Genomic DNA, 24,130 nt, shown 5'->3' with positions numbered 1-24,130 from the left:
GATGGAAAGATCGGAAAAACTAGAAGCCTTTTATGAAAAGGAACACCCATTTAAGGATGGTATTGCACTTTTGCGCGAGTTGGCCCTCCAAACCGATTGTGTGGAGGATTTTAAATGGAGTTTTCCGGTGTATACCGTAAATGGTAAAAACGTTTTTGGCATCAGTAAATTCAAAGGCTATTTTGGTGTCTGGTTCTTCAATGGGGCCCTAATGAACGATCCAAAAAAAGTGTTGGAAAATGCCCAGGAAGGCAAGACGAAGGGCATGCGGCATTGGAAGTTCTTTTCTTTGGAGGAGGTTGACAAAAAGGGTGTAACAGCCTACATGCAAGAAGCCATCCAAAACCAAAAAAAGGGAATTGAACTAGCACCTGCCAAACCTACAAAGGCTGTAATTCCAGACCTACTCAAAACCAAATTGTCTGAAAACGCACGTTTAAAAAGTGCTTTTGACGCCTTTGCCCCCTACAAACAGAAAGAGTTCTGCGAATACATTGCGGAAGCCAAACAGGAAGCCACCAAATTGCGTAGGCTGGATAAAATCCTTCCCTTGATCGAAAAGGGGGTTGGGTTGAATGATGGGTATAGGTAGGGCAATGTACAATGAGCCATTACGGAATTCCTCAGTTCATTTTTAAATAGAAAAACTAACTTGACTTATAGATCTATATCAATCATTAAAACGGTTCATATCTAATAACGTTGTGTTTAATTATAAATAAATTGAGAGAACAGGAGTCATTTAGAGATAAAAGAGAACAAAGAAAGTTTGGACTTCAAATTTTCTTCATGAACATTCAGAATAATCATTACGATTTCGTCTCCAATAAACTTATTAAAGACCTTGAAAAAAAAGTAGCCCTACTCAAATCTCAAATTGAAACGGACGAAAAAGGGTCCGGTTACATGAAACACATGGAGGTCTACTTTCTGGAAAAGGAACTGTATGTTGTTTCAGAAATGAAAATACTTTACGGTTACAAGCATTTTGAAACTCATTTAAAGTGGCTATTGAAAGCTTCATACTCTTCGGAAATTAATGAAAGAAAGTTATTTCGTTGGGAAAATGTTGAGGATTTTTTGACTTCAAAAAAGATAAACCCGAAGGAATTGTCTAACTATATAGAATTGCGGGACTTAAGAAATCTCAATAACGCAATAAAACACTCACTTAATATTTTAGACAATAAAACAAAAAATATAAAAGAGTTTCAAAACAAAAAAGATTTGAAATATACGGACTTGTTAAGTTTCTATGCAAGAGTTGAAGACAGTAGTCTAGGCTTTTTACAATCGTTATCTGATCGAATTGAAAAGGATTTGTACGAATTTGATAACGAACGGATTGAAAATATTAGTGATGAAATAGTAACGAGAATGGACACCAAAACTGTAAGCAAATTGATTAAGAAGTTGGAGGCGAAAAAAAAATAACTAAACACAACAAAACCTACTACGTAATGCGGACTTTAGGGAAAAAGGGGAAAGTCTGTGTATATTTAATACGTTGCTATATCTGATGGATTTAGCTTTGGACAAAAAAAAAACGATAAGCTTTAGCTTAGCACCCAGACGAGAACTCAACGCTTCCTTGCCTCCGCACTACGCATAGCCAAACCGATAAGTGCAACAAGTAAACCTAAAACATAACAAGTTAAAACCTAACCCATCTTCGGAAACTTCCAACCGTTATGGTATTCTTTGGTCAAAAGAGCATCGGCCTTGGCATTATTGAACTTTTTATTTTCGGCATCCCAGAACAAACGTTCACCCGTTTTATAGGCAATATTGCCCAAGTGGCTTACCATTGCGGCATCATACCCCACTTTTATGGGCGCTTTTAGGATGGAGGCGTCTCTTGTTTTAACGGCCTCCAAGAAATTTTTGGTATGTAGTCCCAAACCTTGGCCAATTCCTTTTTGCAGGGGAACCGGTTCTATTTTTGGGCCCAAATCTTTACTCCAATGCGGGCGATCGTGTTCGGGGATCACCTCCCAACCGCCTCGGTCGAGCACCAAAGTCCCGTTGTTTCCAATAAAGGCCACCCCATGGTTTCGACCATAATTGCCACCATCAATGCCCGTAGCGTGTTCCCAAAGCAGCGAAAAATCACCAAAATCATAAATGGTCTGCAAGGTATCGGGTGTTTCGGCCGCATCATCAGGATAGGCAAACTTACCCCCCATGGCCATCACCGATTTGGGGTCGGAGGCTTTCATACCAAAAAGGGCATAATCGATCATGTGCACGCCCCAATCGGTCATTAAACCACCTGCGTAGTCCCAATACCATCTAAAGTTAAAATGGAACCTGTTTGCATTGAAAGGTCTACTTTGTGCAGGCCCCAACCACATAGCATAATCTACCCCGGAAGGCACAGGACTGTTGGGCAACACGGGAATGGATTGCATCCACCCTTGGTAGGCCCATGCCTTTACCAATCGTATTTGTCCCAGTTTCCCGGAATGCACATAGTTGATGGCATCCACAAAATGAGGCTCGCTACGTTGCCACTGCCCTATTTGCACCATTCGGTCACTGGCATTCACTTTGGCCAACATAGCTTGACTTTCACCCACCGAATTGGCAATGGGCTTTTCGCAGTACACATCCTTTCCGGCATCAATGGCATCGGTAAGTTGCAGGCAATGCCAATGGTCCGGTGTTCCAATGATGGCAATGTCGATATCCTTGTCCTCCAGCAGTTTTCTATAGTCGGAATACCATTTTGGCTTTTTGATACCGCCCTTTTCCAGTTCCGCCGTTTTTTCACGTAGTACATTTTCATCCACATCACAAAGGGCCACCACTTCCACTTCGCTGTTCTGCAACATGGAGCTCAAATCGGAAAAACCCATCCCGTTACAACCAATGAGTCCCACTTGGATCTTGTCATTGGGACTGATGGTCCTTCGAATGGAGGCCAACATTTCGATCGGGAACATAAAGCTGGCCCCTAGTCCTGCCATTCCCAAGGAGCTTCTTTTTACAAATTGCCTACGTGTGTTCATGCTTTTAAAATTTGGAATAAGATACAAAAAAAACGTCCCTTGAAACGCAATGTTACAAGGGACGTTTTGGATAAAACAATTTGTACGCTATTTACTTTCTTCAGACGTGTTCAATTTTTTGCTCATCTCCATGGAAATGGCAGAACGATCGAACTTTAAACGGCCGGCCATGGTTTCGATGACGCAGGAAAAATCCTTGTCGTTCAATTCCACGATCTTACCGTGAAGACCACTTTTGGTAATGATGCGATCTCCTTTTTTCAATTCTGAAGTAAATTTTTTCTCATCCTTCTGACGCTTCATCTGCGGACGTATCATAAAAAAATACGCCACGGCAAAAATCATGATCAGAGGTAAAAAATTCCCGAGGTTTTCCATTTAAATCTTCTATTTATTTAACCGGACCAGCTGGCATGGCCTCAGGGGCATTAACAAAAGCCTTGATCCTCAAGATCTCGGAACCTTTGGCGGTGTTGGCCGTTACGGTGATGGTCTTGGTCACCTGGTTTTGTCCAGATCCGTTGAACTTCACCAAAAGCTCTCCGGTTTCTCCTGGAGCGATCGGAGTGTTCTTTGGGTATTCCGGAACGGTACAACCACAGCTGCTTTTTGCATCGGTAATGATCAAAGGAGCATCACCTGTATTGGTAAACTTGAATACGGTTTCCTGCGGGGTACCTCTTTGAATGGTGCCGAAATCGAACTCTGAAGTTTCAAAGGTCATTACTGGAAGTTTCTTCTGTGCTTCATCCCTTGTGGTAGCGCTTTCTACATTGTCTGCAACTATTTTTTCTGAAGCTTTGTCCTTGCAGGAAATGCCCATCAAGGCAACCGCTGCGATCAAACTAAAAACTGTTGTTATTCTTTTCATGATTAAAATTTGTTTTCCCAAAATTAAACAAATATTGTTTATTGGAGACCCCTTCCTATTTTTTGCAATTTTCCAGAGGCTTTGTACTCCTTGGCCAGCTTATCCAAAACGCCATTGATAAAGATGCTGCTCTTGGGCGTGGAGTACTCTTTGGCTATCTCCAAATACTCGTTCAAGGTTACCTTTTCGGGTATGGAGGGGAAGTTGAGCAACTCGCAAATGGCCATTTTCAAAATGATGGAATCGATCTCTGCAATACGATCATTGTCCCAATTGGGGGTTTTGCCCTCAATTTCCTTTTCCCATTTGGCATCGTTGAGCAAAGTTTTGGTCAACAGCTCATTGGCGTAATCCATATCCTGTTGGTCCTTTAGTAAGGCCGGCAAAAAGAATCGGTCCGGAGAAGTTTCGTTGGCCTTTTTCAACCGCTTGATGACATAGGTGTTCACAATGGGAAAATCGTCCACCCAGGTAAGTTTCTCATCCTCAAAGTATTCGTATACCTTTTCATTAGGCGCGATGATTTCACGAAACAGTTGCAGCACCACATCACGGTCTTCATCATAACTGTTTTTTCCACTGGTCATGTACCCTTTGTACAAATCACTGCCGATAACCTCTTTGTAGAGAATTTTGATATACTCCTCATTAAGGTACCAATTGTTCAATTTCCTTTTGGAAAGCTCATTTTTTAGGGCCTCATTATTGGCTATTTGAAGCAGCAATCTGTTCTTGACAAACTTTTCGCGGTCAGGGAATTTATCCTCTTCGGTAGCGAGGTATTTTTTATTGGCGTGGCTGACATGTATTTGGGCCATCCGATGAAGTTCGGCCAAAAGGCTCAAAATCAAGAGATAGAGCACATACATGTTTTCTATACTCACTCTTAGGAATTTTTCCTGTTTCACCAAGGAATCGTCCTTGGACTGGATCAATGCATAAATGCACTGCATCACTTTTACTCTAATATGCCTGCGGGTAAGCATTTGTAAGAACTTTTAAAGTCGTTGATTGGCTTTCACCCCGCAAAAGTAATCTTATATTTCAATCTTACCTATCAAAGTTGTTTTCTTATCAGTTTTATAACATTTAGTTTGTGCCCAATGGCATATATTTGCTGGATTGTCTTTAGACACGGACACTCAAAAAACTGCCTCTCCCTTTTATGAAGGAACTAAAACACCTCAATAAATACTTTAAAAAATACTGGTTAAAGCTGCTGGTGGGGATTTTGATTACCATCATTGCACGTATCTTTTCTTTGGTACTGCCTTCGTATGTGAACAAGTCCATACAGGCCGTGGAGGATTTTTTGTCAGAGACCATTTCCCTTACCGATGCCAAGGAATTGTTGCTGCAATACATCTTGATCATCATAGGCACGGCCTTGTTGTCCGGACTTTTCACGTATTGGATGCGCCAGACGATCATCAATGTATCTCGCTATATTGAATACGACCTCAAAAATGAGGTGTTTGATCATTACCAGTTGCTGAGCCTCAATTTTTACAAAAAACATAGGATCGGGGATTTGATGAATCGGATTAGTGAAGACGTGAACGAGGTTCGTATGTATGCCGGTCCGGCCATTATGTACGGTATCCAAACCTTAACCCTCTTTGCCTTTCTTATTCCGCTTATGTTCATCAAGGCACCAACATTGGCGTCCTATACCCTGTTGCCCTTACCTATTTTATCGGTTTTGATCTACCAGATCAGTAAGGTGATCCACAAAAGAAGTACCAAGGTGCAGGAGTTCCTATCCAATTTGTCCACCTTTACCCAGGAATCGTTTTCGGGTATTTCAGTGATCAAGGCCTATAGTATTGAGCCTCGTATCAATGCGGAATTGCGCGATTTGGCCAACGAAGGAAAGGATACCAGCATGGCTTTGGCCCGTGTAAATGCATGGTTTTTTCCCTTGATGATTCTGTTGATCGGTATCAGCAACATTTTTGTGATTTATATTGGTGGAAGACAGTACATCAACGGTGAAATTGAATCTGTAGGGATCATTGCGGAATTCATCCTTTATGTGAACATGCTAACATGGCCCGTGGCCATTGTAGGCTGGTTGACATCAATCATCCAAAGGGCCGAAGCGTCACAAAAACGGATCAATGAATTTTTGAATTTTGAGCCATCCATACAAAATAACGTAATTAAACCGTCCCCTATCCATGGCGACATTGAATTCAAGAACGTAACATTCACCTATGAGGATACCAACATAACGGCATTGAACAATGTTTCCTTTAAAGTGAAAGCAGGGGAAACAGTGGCCATATTGGGTAAAACCGGCGCAGGTAAGTCCACAATACTTGATTTAGTGGCTCGGCTTTATGATCCCACTTCCGGAGAGGTTTTGGTAGATGGTGTTCCCGTTCAACATCTAAATCTGGACAGTTTGCGTGGCGCCATTGGAGCGGTACCCCAGGATGCTTTTCTTTTTTCGGACACGATTCAGAACAATATCCGATTTGGTAACGAAAATGCTTCTTTTGATGAGATAGTGAAAGTAGCCAAACAAGCCGTTGTCCATAAGAACATAGAAGGATTTGCAAAAAAATATGACACCATCCTTGGGGAACGTGGTATTACCCTAAGTGGTGGGCAAAAACAACGGGTATCGATTGCTAGGGCCTTGTTGAAAGATCCTAAAATCTATTTGTTTGATGACTGTTTATCTGCCGTGGATACCGAAACAGAAGAAGAAATCCTGAACAACCTGAAAAAAGTTTCTGCCAGTAAGACCACCTTGATCGTGAGCCACAGGGTCTCCTCCGCCAAAAATGCGGATAAGATCATTGTTATGGATAACGGAAAGATCATACAGGAAGGCACCCATGAGGAGTTGAACAACATGGAGGGCTATTATAAAGAGCTTTACATGAACCAACTCTCTGGCAAAGAATCATAAAAAAGTTGCTGAATTAGCATTTTTTTTACATTTTTGGTAACATATTTCAACATAGTACCAAATACACTATACCATATGGGCGAGAAAGAATTAATGGATCAGGAAGAGATTTACTCGAAAGTCTTAAGGGCAGGGAGAAGAACTTATTTTTTTGACGTTAGAAGCACCAAGGCAGGGGATTATTACCTAACCATCACCGAAAGCAAAAAGTTTACCCATGACGATGGTTCTTTCCACTACAAAAAGCATAAGATTTATTTGTATAAGGAAGATTTCACGGCCTTCAAGGAAATTATGGAGGAAATGATGGACTACATCATCGATGAACGGGGCCAGGAAGTGATTTCTGAACGTCATCAAAAAGATTTCAAGAAAGAGGACGAGGAAGAAACCAGCTTTAGCGAAAATGGTACGGCCACCGGTAGTTTTACCGATGTGGACTTTGACGACATCTAGTATTACCTTTTTAAAAAATTCTGTACGGCCTGTTATTTTGCAGGCCGTTTTTTATTTTTGAACAAACAAACAGCAACCATGGCTCGAACACCCAGTAATATGCTCGCCTTGGGAACAAAGGCACCTGATTTTGAATTATTGGACACGGTTTCCGATGAAATACTTTCGTTACAACAGGTGAAGGGCAAAAAAGGTACTGTGATCATGTTCATCTGCAACCACTGCCCCTTTGTTATCCATGTGAACCCGATGATCGCAAAACTGGCCAAAGCGTATGAACCCATGGGAATTGGTTTTGTGGCCATCTCCAGCAACGATGTGGCCCATTACCCCCAAGACACCCCGGAGCTGATGAAAATCAAGGCCAAGGAGGAAGAATACAGCTTTCCGTACTTGTACGACGAGACCCAGGAAACTGCCGAAGCTTACGATGCGGCCTGCACCCCTGATTTTTATCTTTTTGATGCGAATGAAATATTGGTATACCGGGGCCAGTTGGACAGTTCCAGGCCCGGTAACGGTATTCCGTTATCCGGTACCGATCTAAAAAATGCCATGGATGCACTTTTGGCCGGAAAGCAAATCGATCCGGACCAAAAGCCAAGTTTAGGCTGTAACATTAAATGGAAACAAGATTAGCATGCAACTGACACCGCCTGTCTTGAAGGTGCAAATGATCCCTGTTGACCAAACCAATTTGGATATTTATGTGGCCATCGGCACCCGATCATATCGTCAACATTATTTGCATTTATGGGAGAACGAGGACCCTACTCCTTACATTGCCCACGGATTGACCCAAGAAGCCGTAAAACGTGAGCAAGAAGATCAAAACAATCAACATTTTCTGATCCAATACGAAGGTGACACAGTGGGCATCCTTAAATTGGTGAAAGATTGCGGAATTGATGAGATTCCGAAAGAAACAGCCTTAAAAGCTGAAAAAATATACCTTCTCCAAGAACATTCAGGCAAGGGGTTGGGCAAATTGGTGCTTCAATATATTGAAGAGTATTCCCGTTCTATCCAGAAAAAAATAGTTTGGTTGGATACCATGCAGAAAGGGAACCCCATTCTATTTTATCAAAAAAATGGGTATGTGATCAAAAGGGAAAGTGAAGTTACCTTACTTGGAGCCAAGCCTTCCGAAAAGCCCATGTGGATCCTTACCAAAAACCTATGATTTACCAACCTTCTCTCTGGATCAAATTTGCGATATGGGCATAATGATGGTTGCTATGCCAGGCATACCTGCCCACGTTTTCGTCCAAGCTGGTGGCCACATTCCCATCAGGGTGGATAAATTGCCGTTTAAAATCCTCCTTGGAAAGTCCCTTTAGCAAATAGACCAACTTGGCATGCACGGCCCTTAAATGATCGAGCGACATTTGAATGGGTGCGGTACGGGTATCAAAAAGTTCGGCCCACGCTTTTTCATCATAGGGCTTAATGACGGGACTTTCCTCTGTCAATGCCCATTTAAAACGGATATAACTGTTATGATGGCTATCTGAAATGTGGTGCACCACCTGTCTTGCGGTCCAGCCCCCTGGTCTATAAGGGGTGTCCAATTGCGTTTCTGTGAGTGGTTTCACCATTTCCTCCAATCGTTGGGGCAAATGCTCCAGAACGGAAATCCATTCTTGCAAAAGACTTTCCGTTATGATCGACGGTTTTTCAAAATGACCGATAGGGTAGCAGAGTTGTTCCAAAGTTTCGTTTTCCATATTTCAAAAATAACAAACATTGAACGGTTATAACCTCCTTTTTTCTAACTACGGAGATGTATAGATTTTTAATACACTTTTAACCTAAAATAAGCCATGGTCCCGATTTATCTACTAAATTTGTAGGATAATCACGTATCAACACTAAAACAAAATATATGGCAACTCTTAGATTGGGTGATACCGCTCCGGATTTTACAGCGGTAACCTCTGAAGGAACCCTTAATTTTTATGATTATTTGGGTGATGGTTGGGGAATTCTGTTTTCCCACCCTGCGGATTTTACACCTGTCTGTACCACTGAACTGGGCACAGCGGCCAAATTTAAAGGGGAATTTGACAAAAGAAACGTAAAAATGATGGCCTTGAGCGTGGATGGGGCCGAATCGCACAAGGAATGGATCAAGGACATCAACGAAACCCAACATACCAACGTAAACTTTCCGATCATTGCGGATGAGGACAGAAAGGTTTCCGACCTGTACGATATGATCCATCCGAACGCCAATGATACTTTTACCGTGCGTTCGGTATTCATCATCGGTCCGGATAAAAAGGTAAAATTAACTTTGACCTACCCTGCCTCAACAGGACGTAATTTTTATGAACTGTTGCGCGTTGTAGATTCCTTACAGTTGACCGCCAACCATAAGGTAGCCACTCCCGCCAACTGGGAGCACGGTGAAAAAGTAGTGGTGAGCCCAGCCATTCCTACCGAAGAGGCCAAGGGAATGTTCCCCAAAGGGGTAGAGGAAATTAAGCCTTATTTGCGCCTGACCCCTGACCCAACAGCATAATTTTTTTATTTAATGAATAAAAAACCCTAATTATCAATTATTTAAATGTATCTTTGCGGCTCAATTAATTTTTTTAATTTTTATTATGAGTAAAGGAACAGTAAAATTCTTCAATGATTCTAAAGGATATGGCTTTATCACTGAAGAAGGTTCAAACAAAGATCACTTCGTACATGTCTCAGGTTTGGTAGACGAAATTAGGGAAGGTGATGCTGTGGAATTTGAACTACAGCAAGGTAAAAAAGGATTGAACGCCGTAAATGTACAAGTTATAGATTAAGGTAGAAACACACTTTTTTATAGTTAAGCCTAGGTTTTGCCTAGGCTTTATTTTTTTATTGAATTTTTACGCAACCTATTCTGCATTCCTAATCTAACTAATGTAAACAAGTTTAGCTCCCCCAATAACCAGTAACCTATAATTACAATGAACACCTTTTTTGGAGTACTCTCGTTTCTTTTGGTCATTAATGCCCTATTGCTCTTTTTGAGCGTGAATGGGTCCAAAAAATAACAGAAAACAAGCAATCTATACATTTTGAGCAATAGGTAGGGTATTTTTTCGTTGGATTGTTATAAGATAAACACACACGACCATGAATACCTTTTTTAGCGTTTTGCTATGCCTATTGGCCCTAAATTTATGTTTGCTCTTTTTGAGTGTAAACAGAGCCAAATAAAAAAGCTCCCATTTCTGGAAGCTTTTTTTATTTACCATGTGAGGATTGTTACTTCACTTTCATCAATTCCACATCAAAGATCAAGGTTGCATTGGGAGGAATAACCCCTCCTGCTCCAGTACTCCCGTAAGCCAAGTGCGAAGGGATTACAAATCTGGCCTTGTCGCCCACTTGCAATAATCCGATACCTTCGTCCCATCCAGGGATTACCTGTCCAATACCCAAAGTAAAATCGATGGGCTGGTTTCTTTTGAAGGAGGAATCGAAAACTTTACCGTTCGGCAATGCTCCTTCATAGTGTACCGAAACCGTTTTGCCTTTTTCAGCTTTGGGCCCATTACCCTTTTGAATGATCTTATAGCGTAAACCACTATTCGTCTTGTCAAATCCTGCGGCCAACTTTTCCATTTCGGCTTCTGCTTGAGCTTTTGCCTCTGCTATGCGTTTTGCCCTGGTACCTTCAAAAACCCTAAAGGCTTCAATGGCGTTCCAGTTATGGGCCTCGTCCCCTACCCTTACAATTTCCAAACTATCTATGGTATCTCCTTGAGCAATGGCATCCACTACATCCTGGCCTTCCACTACGTGTCCAAAAACCGTATGCTTGTTGTCCAGCCAAGGGGTGGCCACATGGGTGATGAAGAATTGGCTTCCGTTGGTACCTGGTCCGGCATTGGCCATGGACAGAACCCCTGGGGCATCATGCACGAGTTCTGGATGAAATTCATCATCGAACTTGTAACCAGGATCTCCTGTTCCGGTACCTAGTGGGCATCCGCCTTGGATCATAAAGTCAGCGATCACCCTGTGGAATTTCAATCCATCATAATAAGGTTTTCCCTGAGGTTTTGCGTCATTCTCCATATTCCCTTCTGCGAGTGCAACAAAGTTGCCCACCGTTCCCGGGGTTTTATCATGGGTAAGTTTCACCAATATTTCTCCTTTTTTGGTATTGAACTTAGCGTAAATTCCGTCCTGCATTTTTTTCTTTTTAATAGGATTATTCGATTTCTGAACCTTGGATTTTTCCAAGGTCGCAAAGGTAAGGGTTTTATGGTGCAATACCTTGAACCGGGAAGGATTAAAGTATTTCAAAAGGTTAATTTTTAGAACTGTTTAAGCTACAAGGATTGCAAAACCCAAGTTGCCAAATTGATTTATTTCCTTTTTAAAAAAGTGTTACATTTAAATCTGTTAGATGGTGGCAGAGTTCACTTTCAGGATGTTCCATAACTATATTTTAAATGAAATAAACCCGTTTCCATGACACCACAATCCTTTATCCTGACCCTTCATATGGTATCTAGCCTTGATGGATTCATTGCAAAAAAGGACAATAGCATCGGTTGGTTCGATACTTCGGACCAATACGATAAAGGTGTCACAGGACAAGACCCCGAAGCTTTCCTAAAGACCATCGATTGTTATGTTATGGGTTCCAAAACTTATGAACATGCCTTGGAACTTTCCAAATCCTACGGATGGGCTTATGGGGACAAACCGACAATTGTGATTACCCATCGTGAGCTGACCAACCAAAGACCCAACATAGAATTCTATTCAGGTGACCCCGTTAAACTTGTTGAAGAGCGGTTAAAACCAAAGTATAAAAACGTGTGGATCGTAGGTGGTGCACAACTTGCCAAAGATTTTATAAAACTGAAATTGGTGGATGAAATTCGAATAAGCATCCTACCCATACTGCTTGGGGACGGACTTCCATTTTTTGATCAGATCGGAGAGGAACTAACCTTGCATTTAAAAGATACCACCGCATACAAAAACGGGATGGTGGAACTTTGTTATAAAATCAAGAAATAAGTATGTCCAATGCAAATGGCTATACCTGATCGGTTATTCTTAAAACTATTAAACATGAAGAAAGTCCTACTCCTGCTTTTCACCATAATGCCTTTATCTATGCTATCTGCCTCTACCGTAGATACCGTAGCCATTTACAGCCCATCCATGCAGAAGAGCATTAAATGTGTCGTCATAAAACCGGACAATTACCCAGATTCCGATAAAAAATACCCAGTGGTCTATCTGTTACATGGCTATAGCGGTTCCTACTCTTCTTGGTTGGAAATTGACCCGAACTTGAAGGATTATGCCGATGAGCATCAAATGATATTGGTTTGCCCAGATGGTGGTTACAATAGCTGGTATTATGATAGCCCCATCGACCCAAAGCGTAAATATGAAACCCATGTAAGCAAAGAGGTGGTATCCTACGTTGATGTTCATTACCGCACTATAGCCGACCGCCACCATCGCGCCATTACCGGGCTGAGCATGGGTGGGCATGGTGGCTTTTATTTGGGATTACGACATCCCGATGTTTTTGGAGCGATGGGCAGCACCAGTGGCGGGGTGGATATTACCCCTTTTAAGAAAAACTGGGAGATTTCTGAACAGATCGGGGACACTGTCAACCACAAGGACAATTGGAAGAAGATGACGGTAATCAATATGCTGGACGATTATCCTACCGATAGTCTAACCATCATTTTTGACTGCGGCACCGATGATTTCTTTTATGAAGTGAACAAGGCCCTTCACAACAAAATGTTGGAAATGAAAATTCCCCATGACTATATAGAACGACCTGGTGAACACAATTGGCCTTATTGGAAAAATTCCATTGAGTACCAGCTCGTTTTCTTTAAAAACTTTTTTGCGAAGAATAGCGACTGAAAATGAAGGGGTCCGCTCCATTTCAACCGGTTTTAATACATTTATAATGAAAAACAAAACACTGCCCCTGGCCCTCATCTTTTTCAGTTTGATTTTGATCTTGCTTAATTTCATTTTGCAAGGCAATGAATTGGACACTGGTTTTTGGATGCGTATCAGTTCTAGCGTACTTCTCATTTTAGCCATGCTAGTGACCCTACATGGTCAGAAAAAGCAGAAATAGAAATCCAATTACAAAGGAAATATCAATGAAATTCAACAGTAGAAAGGATATATTGTTCAGCTCCATAATAATTGGGGTTGTCCTTTTGATTTTAATCCTCATCTCCTCCGACATTTTATCAGGGGACGTGGGTTCCCTTGACTATTTTGCTCTTACTATGGCTTTGGGAGTGATTTTCCTTTTACTCTGGATGTATTTTGGCACCCGATACGAACTTGCTGCCGACGGCCTTGTTTACCAATGTGGCCCAATGAGAGGGAAAATTAGCTATGACCGTATCAGGGAAATCGTGAAAGGGAAAACCTTATGGGTCGGCTTAAAGCCTGCAACTGCCAGGAAAGGCCTCATTGTAAAATTTGATCGGTTTGATGAAATCTATATCAGCCCCGATACCAATGAGAGGTTCATTGAAAAGATATTGGAAAAGAACCCGAACATAAAAATTTCGGAATAATTACATTTTTGGCAAATGGGCCGCCACTGCATGATGATGGTTAATCTTTATTAAATCCTTTTAAAAGCTTAATCTGTACCGTAACTTAGGGGTGAATTAAAATTATTTGGCCATGATTTCCATCAAACGACCCCTGACCATTTTGGGCACCGTTGCCCTACTTTTAATGATCCCTTTCATTGCCATGCAATTTTCAAGTGAGGTAAATTGGTCCTTGAATGATTTTATCGTGGCGGGTATTCTACTTGTAGGTGTAGGTTTTGCTGTGGACCTAGTTCTTAGAAAAGGGAAAACGACCAACAAGAAGCTATTATGGATCTCGGCCGTTATTGTACTTTTCCTGCTGCTTTGGGCCGAATTGGCCGTTGGGGTTTTCGGTTCCCCATTAGCTGGAAGCTGAATACCGTTTCTTCAAATGGACTAGGGCAATTATTGGGTCGGGGCCAAGTGTTAATCCTTTGTCCGGTGCTTTAGCCTTTGATATATTTTCATGATCTTTAGGCTTCAACCAAACAAGAATGGGCAAACGGACAAAACAAGCCAAGATACTTCGGATTTTTAGAAAGGTACACCGGACAACAGGAGCCTTATTATTCATCTTCTTTTTTTTCATTTCGGTAACCGGGCTTTTTCTAGGTTGGAAAAAAAATTCCAACGGCATCATTCTTCCCGAAACCCAAAAAGGCACCTCGGTAGAACTAAAAGATTGGTTACCAGTGGATAGCCTTCATACCATAGCCTGTACCGTCTTGCATGATTTGGTTTCCCCCGACCTATCCTTGGAGTTGGACCGTATAGACATGCGCAAACAAAAAGGTTCCGTTAAATTCCTATTTGTGGATTCCTATTATGAAGTGCAGTTGGACGGCGCAACAGGAAAAGTACTTTCCGTAGCGCAAAGAAAATCAGATTTTCTGGAAAATGTTCACGATGGTTCTATTTTGGACCGATATCTTGATACAAATGGGTATATAAAATTAGTCTATACAACGGTGATGGGGGTAAGCTTACTTCTTTTCACCATAACAGGATTTTGGCTTTGGTACGGCCCAAAACGAATGCGGCAAGCTGGCAAGACCAAATCAGGTAAATTAGTTAAACAACACAATTACCAACCTTTAAACTGAAAAATTATGACCAAAGGAAGAATGGAAGCATTTAGTGATGGGGTGTTGGCCATTATCATCACCATCATGGTCCTGGAAATCAAGGTACCACACGGGAACAATTTCAATGATCTTGCCCCTCTATTGCCCGTATTCTTGAGCTATGTGCTCAGTTTTATATATCTGGGCATTTACTGGAACAACCACCACCACATGATGCACACGGTTAAAAAGGTGACCGGAAGAGTCCTTTGGGCCAATCTTCACCTGCTTTTTTGGCTATCACTGGTTCCTTTTGTTACTGGGTGGGTGGGAGAAAACCATTTTGCCACGGAGCCAATGGCATTGTACGGTTTTATCCTATTAATGGCTGCCATTGCCTATTTTATTCTTCAACATTCCATTATACATTCTCAGGGTGAAGGTTCCATCCTTAAACATGCCGTCGGCAAGGATTTGAAGGGAAAATTATCTCCACTTTTCTATATCATCGGAATTGGAATGGCATGGGTAAACGAATGGATTTCTGGGGCCATGTTCGTTTTAGTGGCCATCATTTGGCTGGTTCCCGATAAACGGATAGAGAGAATCCTGAAAAGTCAACCGGAATAATCCCGCTTTACCTAACCTTTTATCCTCTGACTGGGGACCGTTCCATATTTATCGATAAGATAGACCAAACTGGCCATAGTAGCCGCTCCTAGTTCCAATTCGCGCTTGTTCACATGTTCAAAGGTGTCATTTTCGGCATGGTGATGGTCAAAATAACGTTGGGTATCTGGTCTCAATCCTGCCAGAACAATCCCATCATCCTTCAACGGTCCAATGTCCGCACCGCTGCCTCCTTTTTGAAAAACATGGATCAGATAAGGTGCAAACAAATCTTTCCAGCCTTGAATCTGCTTTATGTTTTCGTCGGAGGCATCAATGGTAAATCCCCTTGGGGTAAAACCACCTGAATCGCTTTCCAGGGCAAAAACGTGTTCCTCATTATTGTTCCGGGCCACTTCGGCATATTTGTTCCCGCCACGCATACCGTTTTCTTCGTTCATGAACAGTACTACCCTCAAGGTTCGTTTGGGTTTGTATCCAGTCTCTTTCAACAAGCGCAAAACATCCATACTCTGCACACAGCCAGCTCCATCATCATGGGAGCCATCGCCAAGGTCCCAGGAATCCAAATGTCCACCAACGACCATAATCTCTTTTGGGTAGGCACTGCCTGTAATTTCACCGATCACGTTGTAGGACTGTACATCTTCGTATTGTTTACAGTTCTGTTTAAAATAAAACTTGGTATTGGGGTTCAATTTTAAGGTGGCGCTCAACAATTCTGCAGCATTGGTACTGATGGCGGCCGCAGGAATCCTTTGATTTACTGGAGTATCGCCATAATGCATGGAACCTGTATGCGGATAATCGTCCAACCTTAGGTTCATGGAACGAACAATGACGCCCAAAGCCCCAAACTTTGCAGCTTCCACCGCTCCGGAGGCACGTTGGTCCACGCAACCTGAATAGGCCTCAAAAGTATTGATCAGGGTGGGTTCCATAGGCCTGTTGTAAAAAACGATTTTACCTTCGATCTTGGCCCTGCCCAATTTTTCCAGTTCTTCCAAACTTTTCACCTCTATTACATTGGCCTTTAGGCCACCATCAGGTGTTGCCACGGAACCTCCCAAGGCACAAATGGGTACGTTGGTAGTAAGTCCAGGTGATGTTTCAAAATAGGCGAACTCCGGAATTCCCCTCACCCACTTGGGCACCATTACGGGCTGCAACCAAACCTTGTCAAAACCAAGTGCATCCAATTGTGTTTTGGTATAGTCCACAGCATGTTGGGCCTGTACTGATCCCGAAAGGCGGCCACCAATTTGATTGGACAGATAATTAAGCCAATCATAGGCCTTTCCTTTGGTCAACGCCATATCATAAATGGCCTTGATCTGTTTTTCGTCTTCAGTCTGTGAATAAAAGGGGATACTGGCCAACAAAATGGCCAATAGGAGAACTTTTCTCATTGGGATTCTTTTTCCAATTCTTGTTTAAAGATTTCTAAATTAGCTTTTATTTCATCATCCAACTCGGGTTCCTCTATATCTTTGTATTTTTTTAACGCTTCCAGCATAATGGCGGCCACAATCACCCTTGCCCCCTTTTTACTATCGGCTGGGATCACATACCAAGGAGCGTGTTGGGTAGATGTTTTGTTGATGGCTTCCTCATAACATTCCTGATACTTTTCCCAGAGTTTCCGTTCTGCAAGGTCGCCCGGTGAAAATTTCCAGTTTTTTTGTTTGAGTTCTATCCTTCTCAACAATCTACGACGCTGTTGGTCTTTGGAAAGATTCAGGAAAAATTTGAAGATGATGGTTCCGTTTTCTGCTACATGTTGCTCAAATTCGTTGATCTGCTGGTAGCGCTTTTCCCAAAACTCGGTATCAATATCCGATACGTATTCGATCCCTGGTAAGCTTTCTCCCAAAATATATTCAGGGTGTACTTTGGTTACCAGCACATTTTCGTAATGCGTGCGGTTGAACACGGAGAATTTGCCCCGCTCCGGCAACGCAATGTAATGCCTCCATAAATAATCGTGTTTCCTTTCAAGGGAAGTGGGTACCTTAAAACTGTGTACTACCACGCCCCGAACGTTAAAATCCTTGAAAACCTCCCTAACAAGGCTGTCCTTGCCCGCAGTATCCATTCCCTGTAAACAGACCAGTACCCCATACTTGCCATGGGCATAAAGGGTATCCTGAAACTCTCCCAATTTCTTGCGTATATCCTTTAATTCTTCTTTCAGCTCCTTTTTGGTGGCACCTAGGTCATCAAAGGTGGGTTCCTTGGCCAGTTGTACTTTGTGCTGCACCAAAAACCTCTGTGTGTTTATTTTTTCCATAGGAATGAATATAAGTCATTTTCACCATTTGCTCAACTACCCAAAAAGATGTTGTTCATCGATAATTTTACCACTCATGGGTATAGCAGGTATTTTATCGATTTTATATTCCTTGACAGAATTTACCCACGTAACTTAGTGATAATCAAAGACGCATTGTCCCAAATCAAGAAGCGTTATGAAAACAAGGAAAACCGTCCTACTTATTGCATTTGCCCTTGGGCCACTTGGCTTTTGGCTCACCACAGCCTTTTCTACACGGAACGCCTGTGAATATGCCAACTCCAACTTAACGTACATAAAAAATAAGATTGAGGACGCTGTTGTGGCCACTACCTTGGACATGGCAAAATACCATGCCTACAAAGCCTTGAACGGTATCGAAAAAACCCGTGGAAACTTTCTGGACTGTGGTTGCGATGGCACCATTGAAAGCTTGGAGGGCGCCGTTACGGAATTGAAATTGGCGACCAGGGCCGAATCCATAAAAATGTCCAAATTGGCCCTGCACAAGGCATTGGAAAACACTATGATCGGCATTAAGGTCCTTAAAGTATTTGAGCAGGAAAACGCATCCAATTATAATGATGACATCTTGGTGATGAATACCAAAGAGGTACTGGATAATGAAACTCCTTTGTTTTTGACCCAGAATAAATCGGTGAAAGAGCAGGTACATAGCTGTCTCCTAGGTTTTGAAACATCTTTGGAAAAAGTCGTCACCGATGTGGATTGCGAAGATGCGCACCGTTTTATCACCAATATTTATGAAGAATCACGATTGATCCTATTGAACACAAAGCTATCCCCACATAAGAAAGAATACCATCAACGGGTGATGACACTTTCTGCTGAAGCCCTCGAAAAATTAGGCAACTGTAAATAGAAAGTTACTTACTGGCGAAGAGTTTCACGTCCTCTTCGGAGACTTCCTTGCCCCCAAGAATGATCAACCGCTCCACTACATTGCGGAGTTCCCGCACGTTACCGGTCCAATCGTAACCTTTTAGCAAATCAATGGCTTTTTTGGAGAATGCTTTTTGGGCAGATCCTTGTTCCGAGGCTATCTTTTGTGAAAAATGTTCGATCAACAATGGAATGTCATCCCTTCTATCGTTCAAAGCGGGCACCTTGATCAATATGACGGCCAACCGGTGGTAAAGATCCTCCCTAAACCTACCTTCTTCTATTTCCTTTTTTAGGTCTTTGTTGGTAGCTGCAAGCACCCGAACATCCACTTTGATGTCCTTATCGGAACCCACGCGAGAAATCTTGTTCTCTTGAAGGGCCCTCAGCACCTTCGCTTGTGCGGAAAGACTCATATCCCCAATTTCGTCCAAGAAAATGGTCCCTTGGTTGGCGGCTTCAAATTTGCCGGCACGATCCTTAACGGCAGATGTGAATGCCCCCTTTACATGACCGAACAGTTCACTCTCTATCAATTCTGAGGGAATTGCGGCACAGTTCACTTCCACAAAAGGGGCCGCCGATCGTGGACTTTTTTGATGCAACCAATGAGCCACCAATTCCTTTCCGGTACCGTTCGAGCCCGTGATCAATACCCGTGCATCTGTTGGGGCCACCTTTTCAATCATTTCCTTTATTATCCCTATTTCCTCACTGTCTCCGATCATTTCATAATTTTTGGAGACCTTCTTCTTCAAAATCTTGTTTTCTGTGACCAATTCCTTTTTATCCAAAGCGTTCCGAACGGTGGTCAACAAACGGTTCAGATCAGGCGGTTTGGAGATGTAGTCAAAGGCACCCAAGCGCATGGTATTCACGGCCGTGTCCAAATCACCATGACCTGAAATCATGATGAAAGGGATTTCCGGTTTAATTTTTTTTGCAGCTTCCAATACTTCTACCCCATCCATTTTGGGCATTTTGATGTCGCAGAGTACCAGGTCAAAATCTTCCTTTTTGATGGTCTCTATACCTTGCAGGCCATCCTCGGCTTCCATTACGTTGTAGCTATCGCTTTCTTCGGCCAATATTTTGACCAAAACCCTTCTGATCGCCGATTCGTCCTCTATCACCAAAATCTTTGACATACCTTATCTTTTAAAAAATTCCAATCTTGAAGCCAGTCCTAATATAAAAATTTGACTCATCATTCAACAAAAATACATTCCCTTGCTCATCATTCCTCAATTTGCCCTCTTGCACCACCGATCTGCCCACCATGGCAAAAATGGCCATTCGGTTTGAAATATTGTATTGGTAACCAACGGTGCCCAACAATGAGGTAAGCGAAATTTTTGAGGCCACTTGGCCGTCCTCCAAAAGAATACTGTTCTGGAGATTTATAAAGTACCCGTCCAAGAATAGTGCCATTTCGAAAACATGTTTTTTGGATACGTAATATTTTAGGTCAGAACGCGGGATTCCAAGGGTAAAGGCCCAATCTGGATGAAACCTACGGTAATAGCTAATCAAGGGCAATGGCACCGGAAGCCCCGTAGTACTATTATAGGTAAGGCCCAGGACGATACGATAGGGTTTTTCGGCTTTGGGTTTTTCTTTCCAAAAAGTTGCCGTGGCGTTCAAAAAAAAGTCATCGGTGACCGTTCCGCTGATAAAATTGGAGGCCAACCTAGGCGTAAGAATGGCAACGATGTTCCAGTTCTCGTTCCATTTGGTGATATACCCAAAGTTCATATCAATGATATGGAACCTGATCAACTCCTTTTTATCAAAGGGATAGTTTTCCGTATAACCCATATCGAAACGGTTATATTCCAACCCAGTGATGAGATAATCATTTTTTGCGTTGATCTTTATGGGCAAATTGAAAAGCGCCTTGTAGCGTTGCGTTTTTATGCCCGTATCGTTCGGGGGCATGTTCAGGTATTCTATCCTAAGAACATCGGTGCTCTGCGCGGTGCCCAGGCTGCAACAGAATATTACAATGAAGGCCAACAGCCCCCAGTTTGCACTATGGTGAAATGAGGTTTTTATGTCTTGTTATGATTTTGACTGAATAATATGTACATCGCGTTGTGGGAAAGGAATGCTTATGTTGTTCTCCTTGAACTTGGCGTTGATCTTGTACCGTAGTTCGCTTTTAATCCTTGGATCCCTAAAACTGTCATTGGTGAAAAAATTAAGGGAGAACATCAGTGCCGAATCTCCAAAATCATCAAAGAGGACAAAGGGTTTCGGGTTTTTCAAGATTTGCTTTTGTGATGCGGCCACTTGCTCCAACAACTGGGTGACCAAAACCACATCACTTCCATAGGCCACACCAACGGACACCTTTTCACGAGTGGTCTTATGGTTTTGGGTGTAATTGTAAACAATATCACTGATAAACTTGTGGTTCGGTAGGATCAATACCTTATCGTCCCTAGTAATGGCCCTCGTAGTGCGTAACTTGATCTCGAAAACTTTTCCAACCTTGCCATCGACCTCCACCACGTCACCCACTTGCAGGGATTTATCAATAATGATAAAAATTCCTCCCAGAACATCCTTGAACAATTCCTGAAGGGCCAGACCCAAACCAACGAACAAGGCGGCAGATGCGGTAATCACCAAGGTGATATCAATCCCCGCCGCACTCAAGGTGACCAGTACGGCCACAATATAGATTACATAATTGGTGAACTTAAAAACACTGGTAAACTTTTGCTGGTCCTCCAACTCCATCTTTCGGGTAAGCAGATACCGCAACCATTTTAAAAGAAACTTGGTGGCCACCAGGGCAACCGTAAGCAAAAGAAGCAACCCAAGTGTTAAGTTTATGGACTTCTCCCCTTGGCCAATATGAAAGCCCAGGTCTAGAAACTCCTTGATAGATCCCCAAATATCATCCTTAATGATCTCCTTTAATTCTTCAGAACCTTTTTGCATATCGAATCAATATCTCAACCATTTTACCAATTCCTTGTAGGTAGGTTTTTTACCGTACATCAATATCCCGACCCTATAAATTTTGGCCGCCAAAGTAACAATACCCAAAAAGGTAACAATCAATAGGAAAATGGACAACAAAAATTGCCATAAAGGTACACCTCCTTCTCCTATTCCTCCAGGGAGTCGCATCAACATAACAATGGGCGATGTAAGCGGAAAGAGCGAAAAACCAACGGCAATGGGCCCGTGTGGATTGCTGAACACGGAAAAGAACCCTACATAAATGGCCAACATCAAGGGCATTATAATCGGAAAAATAAACTGTTGCGTATCCGTTTCATTATCCACCGCGGCACCAATGGCAGCATAAATGGAACTGTAGATCAAATAACCGAGTACAAAATAGATGAAAAACGATATGACCAGAATTCCCCAGGGAATATCCAAAATCTCTTTGGTGTACATCATCATATCACTATCCATTGGGGCCAATTGCGACATTCCGCCCATAGGGCCAGCCGGCATATTCGTGTCCCCGGATAGGGCACTTAGGTCAATCCCCAATATCATCACGACCAACGACAACAATACCGATGCCGATATGATCCAAATAGTGAACTGCGTCAATCCCGCCAAGGAATTGCCAATGATCTTACCCAACATCAACTGGAAAGGTTTAACCGACGAAATAATGACCTCTATGATCCTACTGGTCTTTTCCTCGATCACACTCCGCATCACAAATCCTCCATAAATAATAATGAACATCATGATGGCATATCCGAAACCACCACCGATAAAGGCCTTGATCTCATTGATACCCTTTATACTCCTTTCACCATCAAAAGTGGCCAGATTGATCTCGAAGGGGGCTTCCACGCTTGAAAACTGATCCGAAGACACCCCTAGTTTTTTGAGCCGGTCCTGGCGCAACTGCCTCTGGAAAATCGATTCCAATTTTTGGGTCACACTGGAATTTGGGTTGTCCTTGGTGAACAGATAAGTGGCACGGGCCACTTCTTCCACCGTATCGCCTTCAGGAATATGCAACAATCCATAATATTCCAACGCATTGGTGGAATCCTTTGCCTGTTCCAAGGTTAAGTTGTCCAATTGCACAAAGGTCAAGCTTTTGGAGGGTTTAAATTCTTGGTTAAAAAATTGACTTTCGTTCAAAATCGAGATGACCCTGGTCTCATTATCATTGATCTTGGCCAGATAGGCGATCAATAGGATCATGCCCACGATCAACAAGGGACTTAATATGGTCATTACAATAAAGGAACGGTTCCTGACCTTGGCCAAATACTCCCGCCTTATGATCAATCCGAGTTTATTTGCCATTTTCCTTGTTGTTTACAGTTTGGATAAAAATGTCGTTCGCGGATGGGATGGTTTCGTCAAAACGATACAAGTTCCCCATTGTGGACAATTCCCTTAAAATGTCACCCGTATGGGATGAAGGCAACTGCACCTTAAAATCCAATTGTCGATCTTGTCGGTCCAAGTTGGAGGAAAGGATGTTGAATTTATCCGCCAGCGATTTCATCAACGCTTCCCCATTTTCTTCCACTTGTAGGCCCACATCAAAAATATTGTCCTTGTATGCGTTCTTGATATCTGCCAATTTTCCATCCAATATCTTTTCTGATTTATGTATCAAGGCGATATACTCGCACAGTTCCTCAACGGATTCCATTCTGTGGGTGGAAAAGATAATGGAGGTGCCCTGTTCCTTCAGTTTAAGGATCTCATCTTTTATGATATTGGCGTTGATGGGATCGAACCCACTGAAAGGTTCATCAAAGATCAACAGCTTGGGTTCATGTAGAACGGTAACAATGAACTGGATCTTTTGCGCCATTCCTTTGGAAAGTTCTTGAATCTTCTTGTTCCACCAATCACCAATGTTCAACCGCTCGAACCAAAACTTGAGCTTTTCCTTGGCATCGTGCTTGGACAATCCTTTGAGCTGGGCAAGGTAAAGGGCCTGTTCGCCCACCTTCATACTTTTGTACAACCCTCTTTCCTCTGGCAAATAGCCAATCTGGGAAATATGCTTGGGGGACAAACGTTCCCCATTGAAAAAAATCTCCCCAGCATCTTGATGCGTAATCTGGTTGATGATACGTATAAAAGAGGTCTTCCCTGCCCCATTCGGGCCCAAAAGTCCGTAAATGCAATTTTTAGGAATCTCGAGTGAAATGTTGCTCAACGCTGTATAGTTTCCATAGGTTTTGGAAACATTTTTGGCAACAAGGATATGATCCATGTAAACTATTTTTTCAAAGATATGTAATTGCCCAATACCTGATATCCCTTAAAAACAAAAACCCACCCTTAAAAAATTCAAGGATGGGAAAAAAATTGCTATGAAAAAGAAAATTAGATATCGGTCACCCAACATCAGTTTCAAATATACGTTTTT

29 protein-coding genes are annotated in these 24,130 nt (G+C 42.3%); 16 read left to right on the top strand and 13 right to left on the bottom strand.

The annotated features are described in order from the left end of the window. Position 1 precedes the first annotated feature (1 nt). Entirely contained in the window at positions 2 to 592 is a 591-nt protein-coding gene (locus GTK07_RS13690) for a YdeI/OmpD-associated family protein (protein WP_163635813.1), read from the top strand. Positions 593 to 723: 131 nt separating this feature from the next. Beyond that, positions 724 to 1,434, top strand: a complete 711-nt coding sequence (locus GTK07_RS13685) for a hypothetical protein (RefSeq protein ID WP_163635812.1) — start codon at positions 724 to 726, stop codon at positions 1,432 to 1,434. A 227-nt stretch (positions 1,435 to 1,661) separates the two neighbouring features. On the opposite strand, the gene GTK07_RS13680 is transcribed toward GTK07_RS13685, so the two are convergent. From GTK07_RS13680 to nusB, 4 genes are all read right to left on the bottom strand, one after another. Continuing rightward, on the bottom strand, positions 1,662 to 3,011 hold the full coding sequence (locus GTK07_RS13680; RefSeq protein ID WP_163635811.1) for a Gfo/Idh/MocA family protein: 1,350 nt from the start codon (positions 3,009 to 3,011) through the stop codon (positions 1,662 to 1,664). 87 nt (positions 3,012 to 3,098) lie between these two features. After that, positions 3,099 to 3,389 carry a preprotein translocase subunit YajC gene (gene yajC / locus GTK07_RS13675; protein WP_163635810.1) on the bottom strand — a complete coding sequence of 97 codons (291 nt, stop codon included), beginning with the start codon at positions 3,387 to 3,389 and terminating at the stop codon, positions 3,099 to 3,101. Positions 3,390 to 3,402: 13 nt separating this feature from the next. Continuing rightward, on the bottom strand, positions 3,403 to 3,882 hold the full coding sequence (locus GTK07_RS13670; RefSeq protein ID WP_163635809.1) for a DUF1573 domain-containing protein: 480 nt from the start codon (positions 3,880 to 3,882) through the stop codon (positions 3,403 to 3,405). A gap of 38 nt (positions 3,883 to 3,920) precedes the next feature. Then, positions 3,921 to 4,868, bottom strand: a complete 948-nt coding sequence (gene nusB / locus GTK07_RS13665) for a transcription antitermination factor NusB (protein ID WP_163635808.1) — start codon at positions 4,866 to 4,868, stop codon at positions 3,921 to 3,923. Between the two features lie 179 nt (positions 4,869 to 5,047). Between nusB and GTK07_RS13660 the strand changes: the two genes are divergently transcribed. The 4 genes from GTK07_RS13660 (at position 5,048) to GTK07_RS13645 (ending at position 8,441) form a co-directional block, all read left to right on the top strand. Beyond that, the gene (locus GTK07_RS13660; RefSeq protein ID WP_163635807.1) at positions 5,048 to 6,802 is read left to right on the top strand and encodes an ABC transporter ATP-binding protein; all 1,755 of its coding nucleotides are present in this window, start codon (positions 5,048 to 5,050) and stop codon (positions 6,800 to 6,802) included. Positions 6,803 to 6,877: 75 nt separating this feature from the next. Next, positions 6,878 to 7,258 carry a PUR family DNA/RNA-binding protein gene (locus GTK07_RS13655; protein ID WP_163635806.1) on the top strand — a complete coding sequence of 127 codons (381 nt, stop codon included), beginning with the start codon at positions 6,878 to 6,880 and terminating at the stop codon, positions 7,256 to 7,258. A 78-nt stretch (positions 7,259 to 7,336) separates the two neighbouring features. Next, positions 7,337 to 7,897 carry a thioredoxin family protein gene (locus tag GTK07_RS13650; protein WP_163635805.1) on the top strand — a complete coding sequence of 187 codons (561 nt, stop codon included), beginning with the start codon at positions 7,337 to 7,339 and terminating at the stop codon, positions 7,895 to 7,897. Between the two features lies 1 nt (position 7,898). Further along, complete coding sequence (locus GTK07_RS13645; RefSeq protein ID WP_163635804.1) at positions 7,899 to 8,441, top strand: GNAT family N-acetyltransferase; 543 nt, start codon at positions 7,899 to 7,901, stop codon at positions 8,439 to 8,441. Between the two features lies 1 nt (position 8,442). Here the strand turns inward: GTK07_RS13645 and GTK07_RS13640 are convergent, their stop codons facing one another. Then, positions 8,443 to 8,985 carry a YfiT family bacillithiol transferase gene (locus GTK07_RS13640; protein WP_163635803.1) on the bottom strand — a complete coding sequence of 181 codons (543 nt, stop codon included), beginning with the start codon at positions 8,983 to 8,985 and terminating at the stop codon, positions 8,443 to 8,445. Between the two features lie 158 nt (positions 8,986 to 9,143). Here GTK07_RS13640 and GTK07_RS13635 point away from each other — a divergent pair, with 158 nt between their 5' ends. Continuing rightward, positions 9,144 to 9,782 carry a peroxiredoxin gene (locus tag GTK07_RS13635; protein ID WP_163635802.1) on the top strand — a complete coding sequence of 213 codons (639 nt, stop codon included), beginning with the start codon at positions 9,144 to 9,146 and terminating at the stop codon, positions 9,780 to 9,782. An 85-nt stretch (positions 9,783 to 9,867) separates the two neighbouring features. Beyond that, complete coding sequence (locus tag GTK07_RS13630) at positions 9,868 to 10,062, top strand: cold-shock protein (RefSeq protein ID WP_163635801.1); 195 nt, start codon at positions 9,868 to 9,870, stop codon at positions 10,060 to 10,062. Between the two features lie 448 nt (positions 10,063 to 10,510). Here the strand turns inward: GTK07_RS13630 and GTK07_RS13625 are convergent, their stop codons facing one another. Next, positions 10,511 to 11,443: a peptidylprolyl isomerase gene (locus GTK07_RS13625; protein WP_163635953.1), complete on the bottom strand. Its 933-nt coding sequence runs from the start codon at positions 11,441 to 11,443 to the stop codon at positions 10,511 to 10,513. A 282-nt stretch (positions 11,444 to 11,725) separates the two neighbouring features. On the opposite strand from GTK07_RS13625, the gene GTK07_RS13620 reads away from it, so the two are divergent. The 7 genes from GTK07_RS13620 to GTK07_RS13590 all read left to right on the top strand — a co-directional run bounded on the left by GTK07_RS13620 (position 11,726) and on the right by GTK07_RS13590 (position 15,554). Beyond that, on the top strand, positions 11,726 to 12,283 hold the full coding sequence (locus tag GTK07_RS13620) for a dihydrofolate reductase family protein (RefSeq protein ID WP_203583801.1): 558 nt from the start codon (positions 11,726 to 11,728) through the stop codon (positions 12,281 to 12,283). 54 nt (positions 12,284 to 12,337) lie between these two features. Then, positions 12,338 to 13,159, top strand: coding sequence for an alpha/beta hydrolase (locus GTK07_RS13615; protein WP_163635800.1), 822 nt, complete (start codon positions 12,338 to 12,340; stop codon positions 13,157 to 13,159). 46 nt (positions 13,160 to 13,205) lie between these two features. Further along, the gene (locus GTK07_RS13610) at positions 13,206 to 13,382 is read left to right on the top strand and encodes a hypothetical protein (protein WP_163635799.1); all 177 of its coding nucleotides are present in this window, start codon (positions 13,206 to 13,208) and stop codon (positions 13,380 to 13,382) included. A 25-nt stretch (positions 13,383 to 13,407) separates the two neighbouring features. Further along, positions 13,408 to 13,836, top strand: a complete 429-nt coding sequence (locus tag GTK07_RS13605; protein WP_163635798.1) for a PH domain-containing protein — start codon at positions 13,408 to 13,410, stop codon at positions 13,834 to 13,836. Positions 13,837 to 13,948: 112 nt separating this feature from the next. Beyond that, positions 13,949 to 14,236 carry a hypothetical protein gene (locus GTK07_RS13600; RefSeq protein WP_163635797.1) on the top strand — a complete coding sequence of 96 codons (288 nt, stop codon included), beginning with the start codon at positions 13,949 to 13,951 and terminating at the stop codon, positions 14,234 to 14,236. A gap of 118 nt (positions 14,237 to 14,354) precedes the next feature. Continuing rightward, the gene (locus tag GTK07_RS13595) at positions 14,355 to 14,963 is read left to right on the top strand and encodes a PepSY domain-containing protein (RefSeq protein WP_163635796.1); all 609 of its coding nucleotides are present in this window, start codon (positions 14,355 to 14,357) and stop codon (positions 14,961 to 14,963) included. A gap of 6 nt (positions 14,964 to 14,969) precedes the next feature. Further along, a complete protein-coding gene (locus GTK07_RS13590; protein WP_163635795.1) occupies positions 14,970 to 15,554 on the top strand; it encodes a TMEM175 family protein in 585 nt (194 codons plus the stop codon). Between the two features lie 11 nt (positions 15,555 to 15,565). Here GTK07_RS13590 and GTK07_RS13585 read toward each other — a convergent pair whose 3' ends face one another. Beyond that, positions 15,566 to 16,963, bottom strand: coding sequence for a M20/M25/M40 family metallo-hydrolase (locus tag GTK07_RS13585; RefSeq protein ID WP_163635794.1), 1,398 nt, complete (start codon positions 16,961 to 16,963; stop codon positions 15,566 to 15,568). Further along, entirely contained in the window at positions 16,960 to 17,844 is an 885-nt protein-coding gene (locus tag GTK07_RS13580) for a PPK2 family polyphosphate kinase (protein ID WP_163635793.1), read from the bottom strand. The genes GTK07_RS13585 and GTK07_RS13580 overlap by 4 nt, the downstream gene beginning before the upstream one ends. 178 nt (positions 17,845 to 18,022) lie before the next feature. Between GTK07_RS13580 and GTK07_RS13575 the strand changes: the two genes are divergently transcribed. Next, the gene (locus tag GTK07_RS13575; protein ID WP_163635792.1) at positions 18,023 to 18,730 is read left to right on the top strand and encodes a hypothetical protein; all 708 of its coding nucleotides are present in this window, start codon (positions 18,023 to 18,025) and stop codon (positions 18,728 to 18,730) included. Positions 18,731 to 18,734: 4 nt separating this feature from the next. Here the strand turns inward: GTK07_RS13575 and GTK07_RS13570 are convergent, their stop codons facing one another. Genes GTK07_RS13570 through GTK07_RS13550 form a run of 5 tightly spaced genes read right to left on the bottom strand, consistent with a single transcriptional unit; the run spans position 18,735 to position 23,974 of the window. Continuing rightward, positions 18,735 to 19,898: a sigma-54-dependent transcriptional regulator gene (locus GTK07_RS13570; RefSeq protein ID WP_163635791.1), complete on the bottom strand. Its 1,164-nt coding sequence runs from the start codon at positions 19,896 to 19,898 to the stop codon at positions 18,735 to 18,737. Positions 19,899 to 19,908: 10 nt separating this feature from the next. Then, positions 19,909 to 20,766, bottom strand: coding sequence for a DUF6268 family outer membrane beta-barrel protein (locus GTK07_RS13565; protein WP_235932872.1), 858 nt, complete (start codon positions 20,764 to 20,766; stop codon positions 19,909 to 19,911). 45 nt (positions 20,767 to 20,811) lie between these two features. Then, positions 20,812 to 21,699, bottom strand: a complete 888-nt coding sequence (locus GTK07_RS13560) for a mechanosensitive ion channel family protein (protein WP_163635790.1) — start codon at positions 21,697 to 21,699, stop codon at positions 20,812 to 20,814. 6 nt (positions 21,700 to 21,705) lie between these two features. Then, entirely contained in the window at positions 21,706 to 23,046 is a 1,341-nt protein-coding gene (locus GTK07_RS13555) for an ABC transporter permease (protein WP_163635789.1), read from the bottom strand. After that, positions 23,036 to 23,974, bottom strand: coding sequence for an ABC transporter ATP-binding protein (locus GTK07_RS13550; RefSeq protein WP_203583800.1), 939 nt, complete (start codon positions 23,972 to 23,974; stop codon positions 23,036 to 23,038). Before GTK07_RS13550 ends, GTK07_RS13555 begins: the two co-directional genes overlap by 11 nt. Positions 23,975 to 24,130 lie beyond the last annotated feature (156 nt).

It is taken from the genome of Flagellimonas sediminis, assembly GCF_010500845.1.
GTDB lineage: Bacteria > Bacteroidota > Bacteroidia > Flavobacteriales > Flavobacteriaceae > Flagellimonas > Flagellimonas sediminis.
This window is presented reverse-complemented; position numbering and strand designations above follow the sequence as displayed.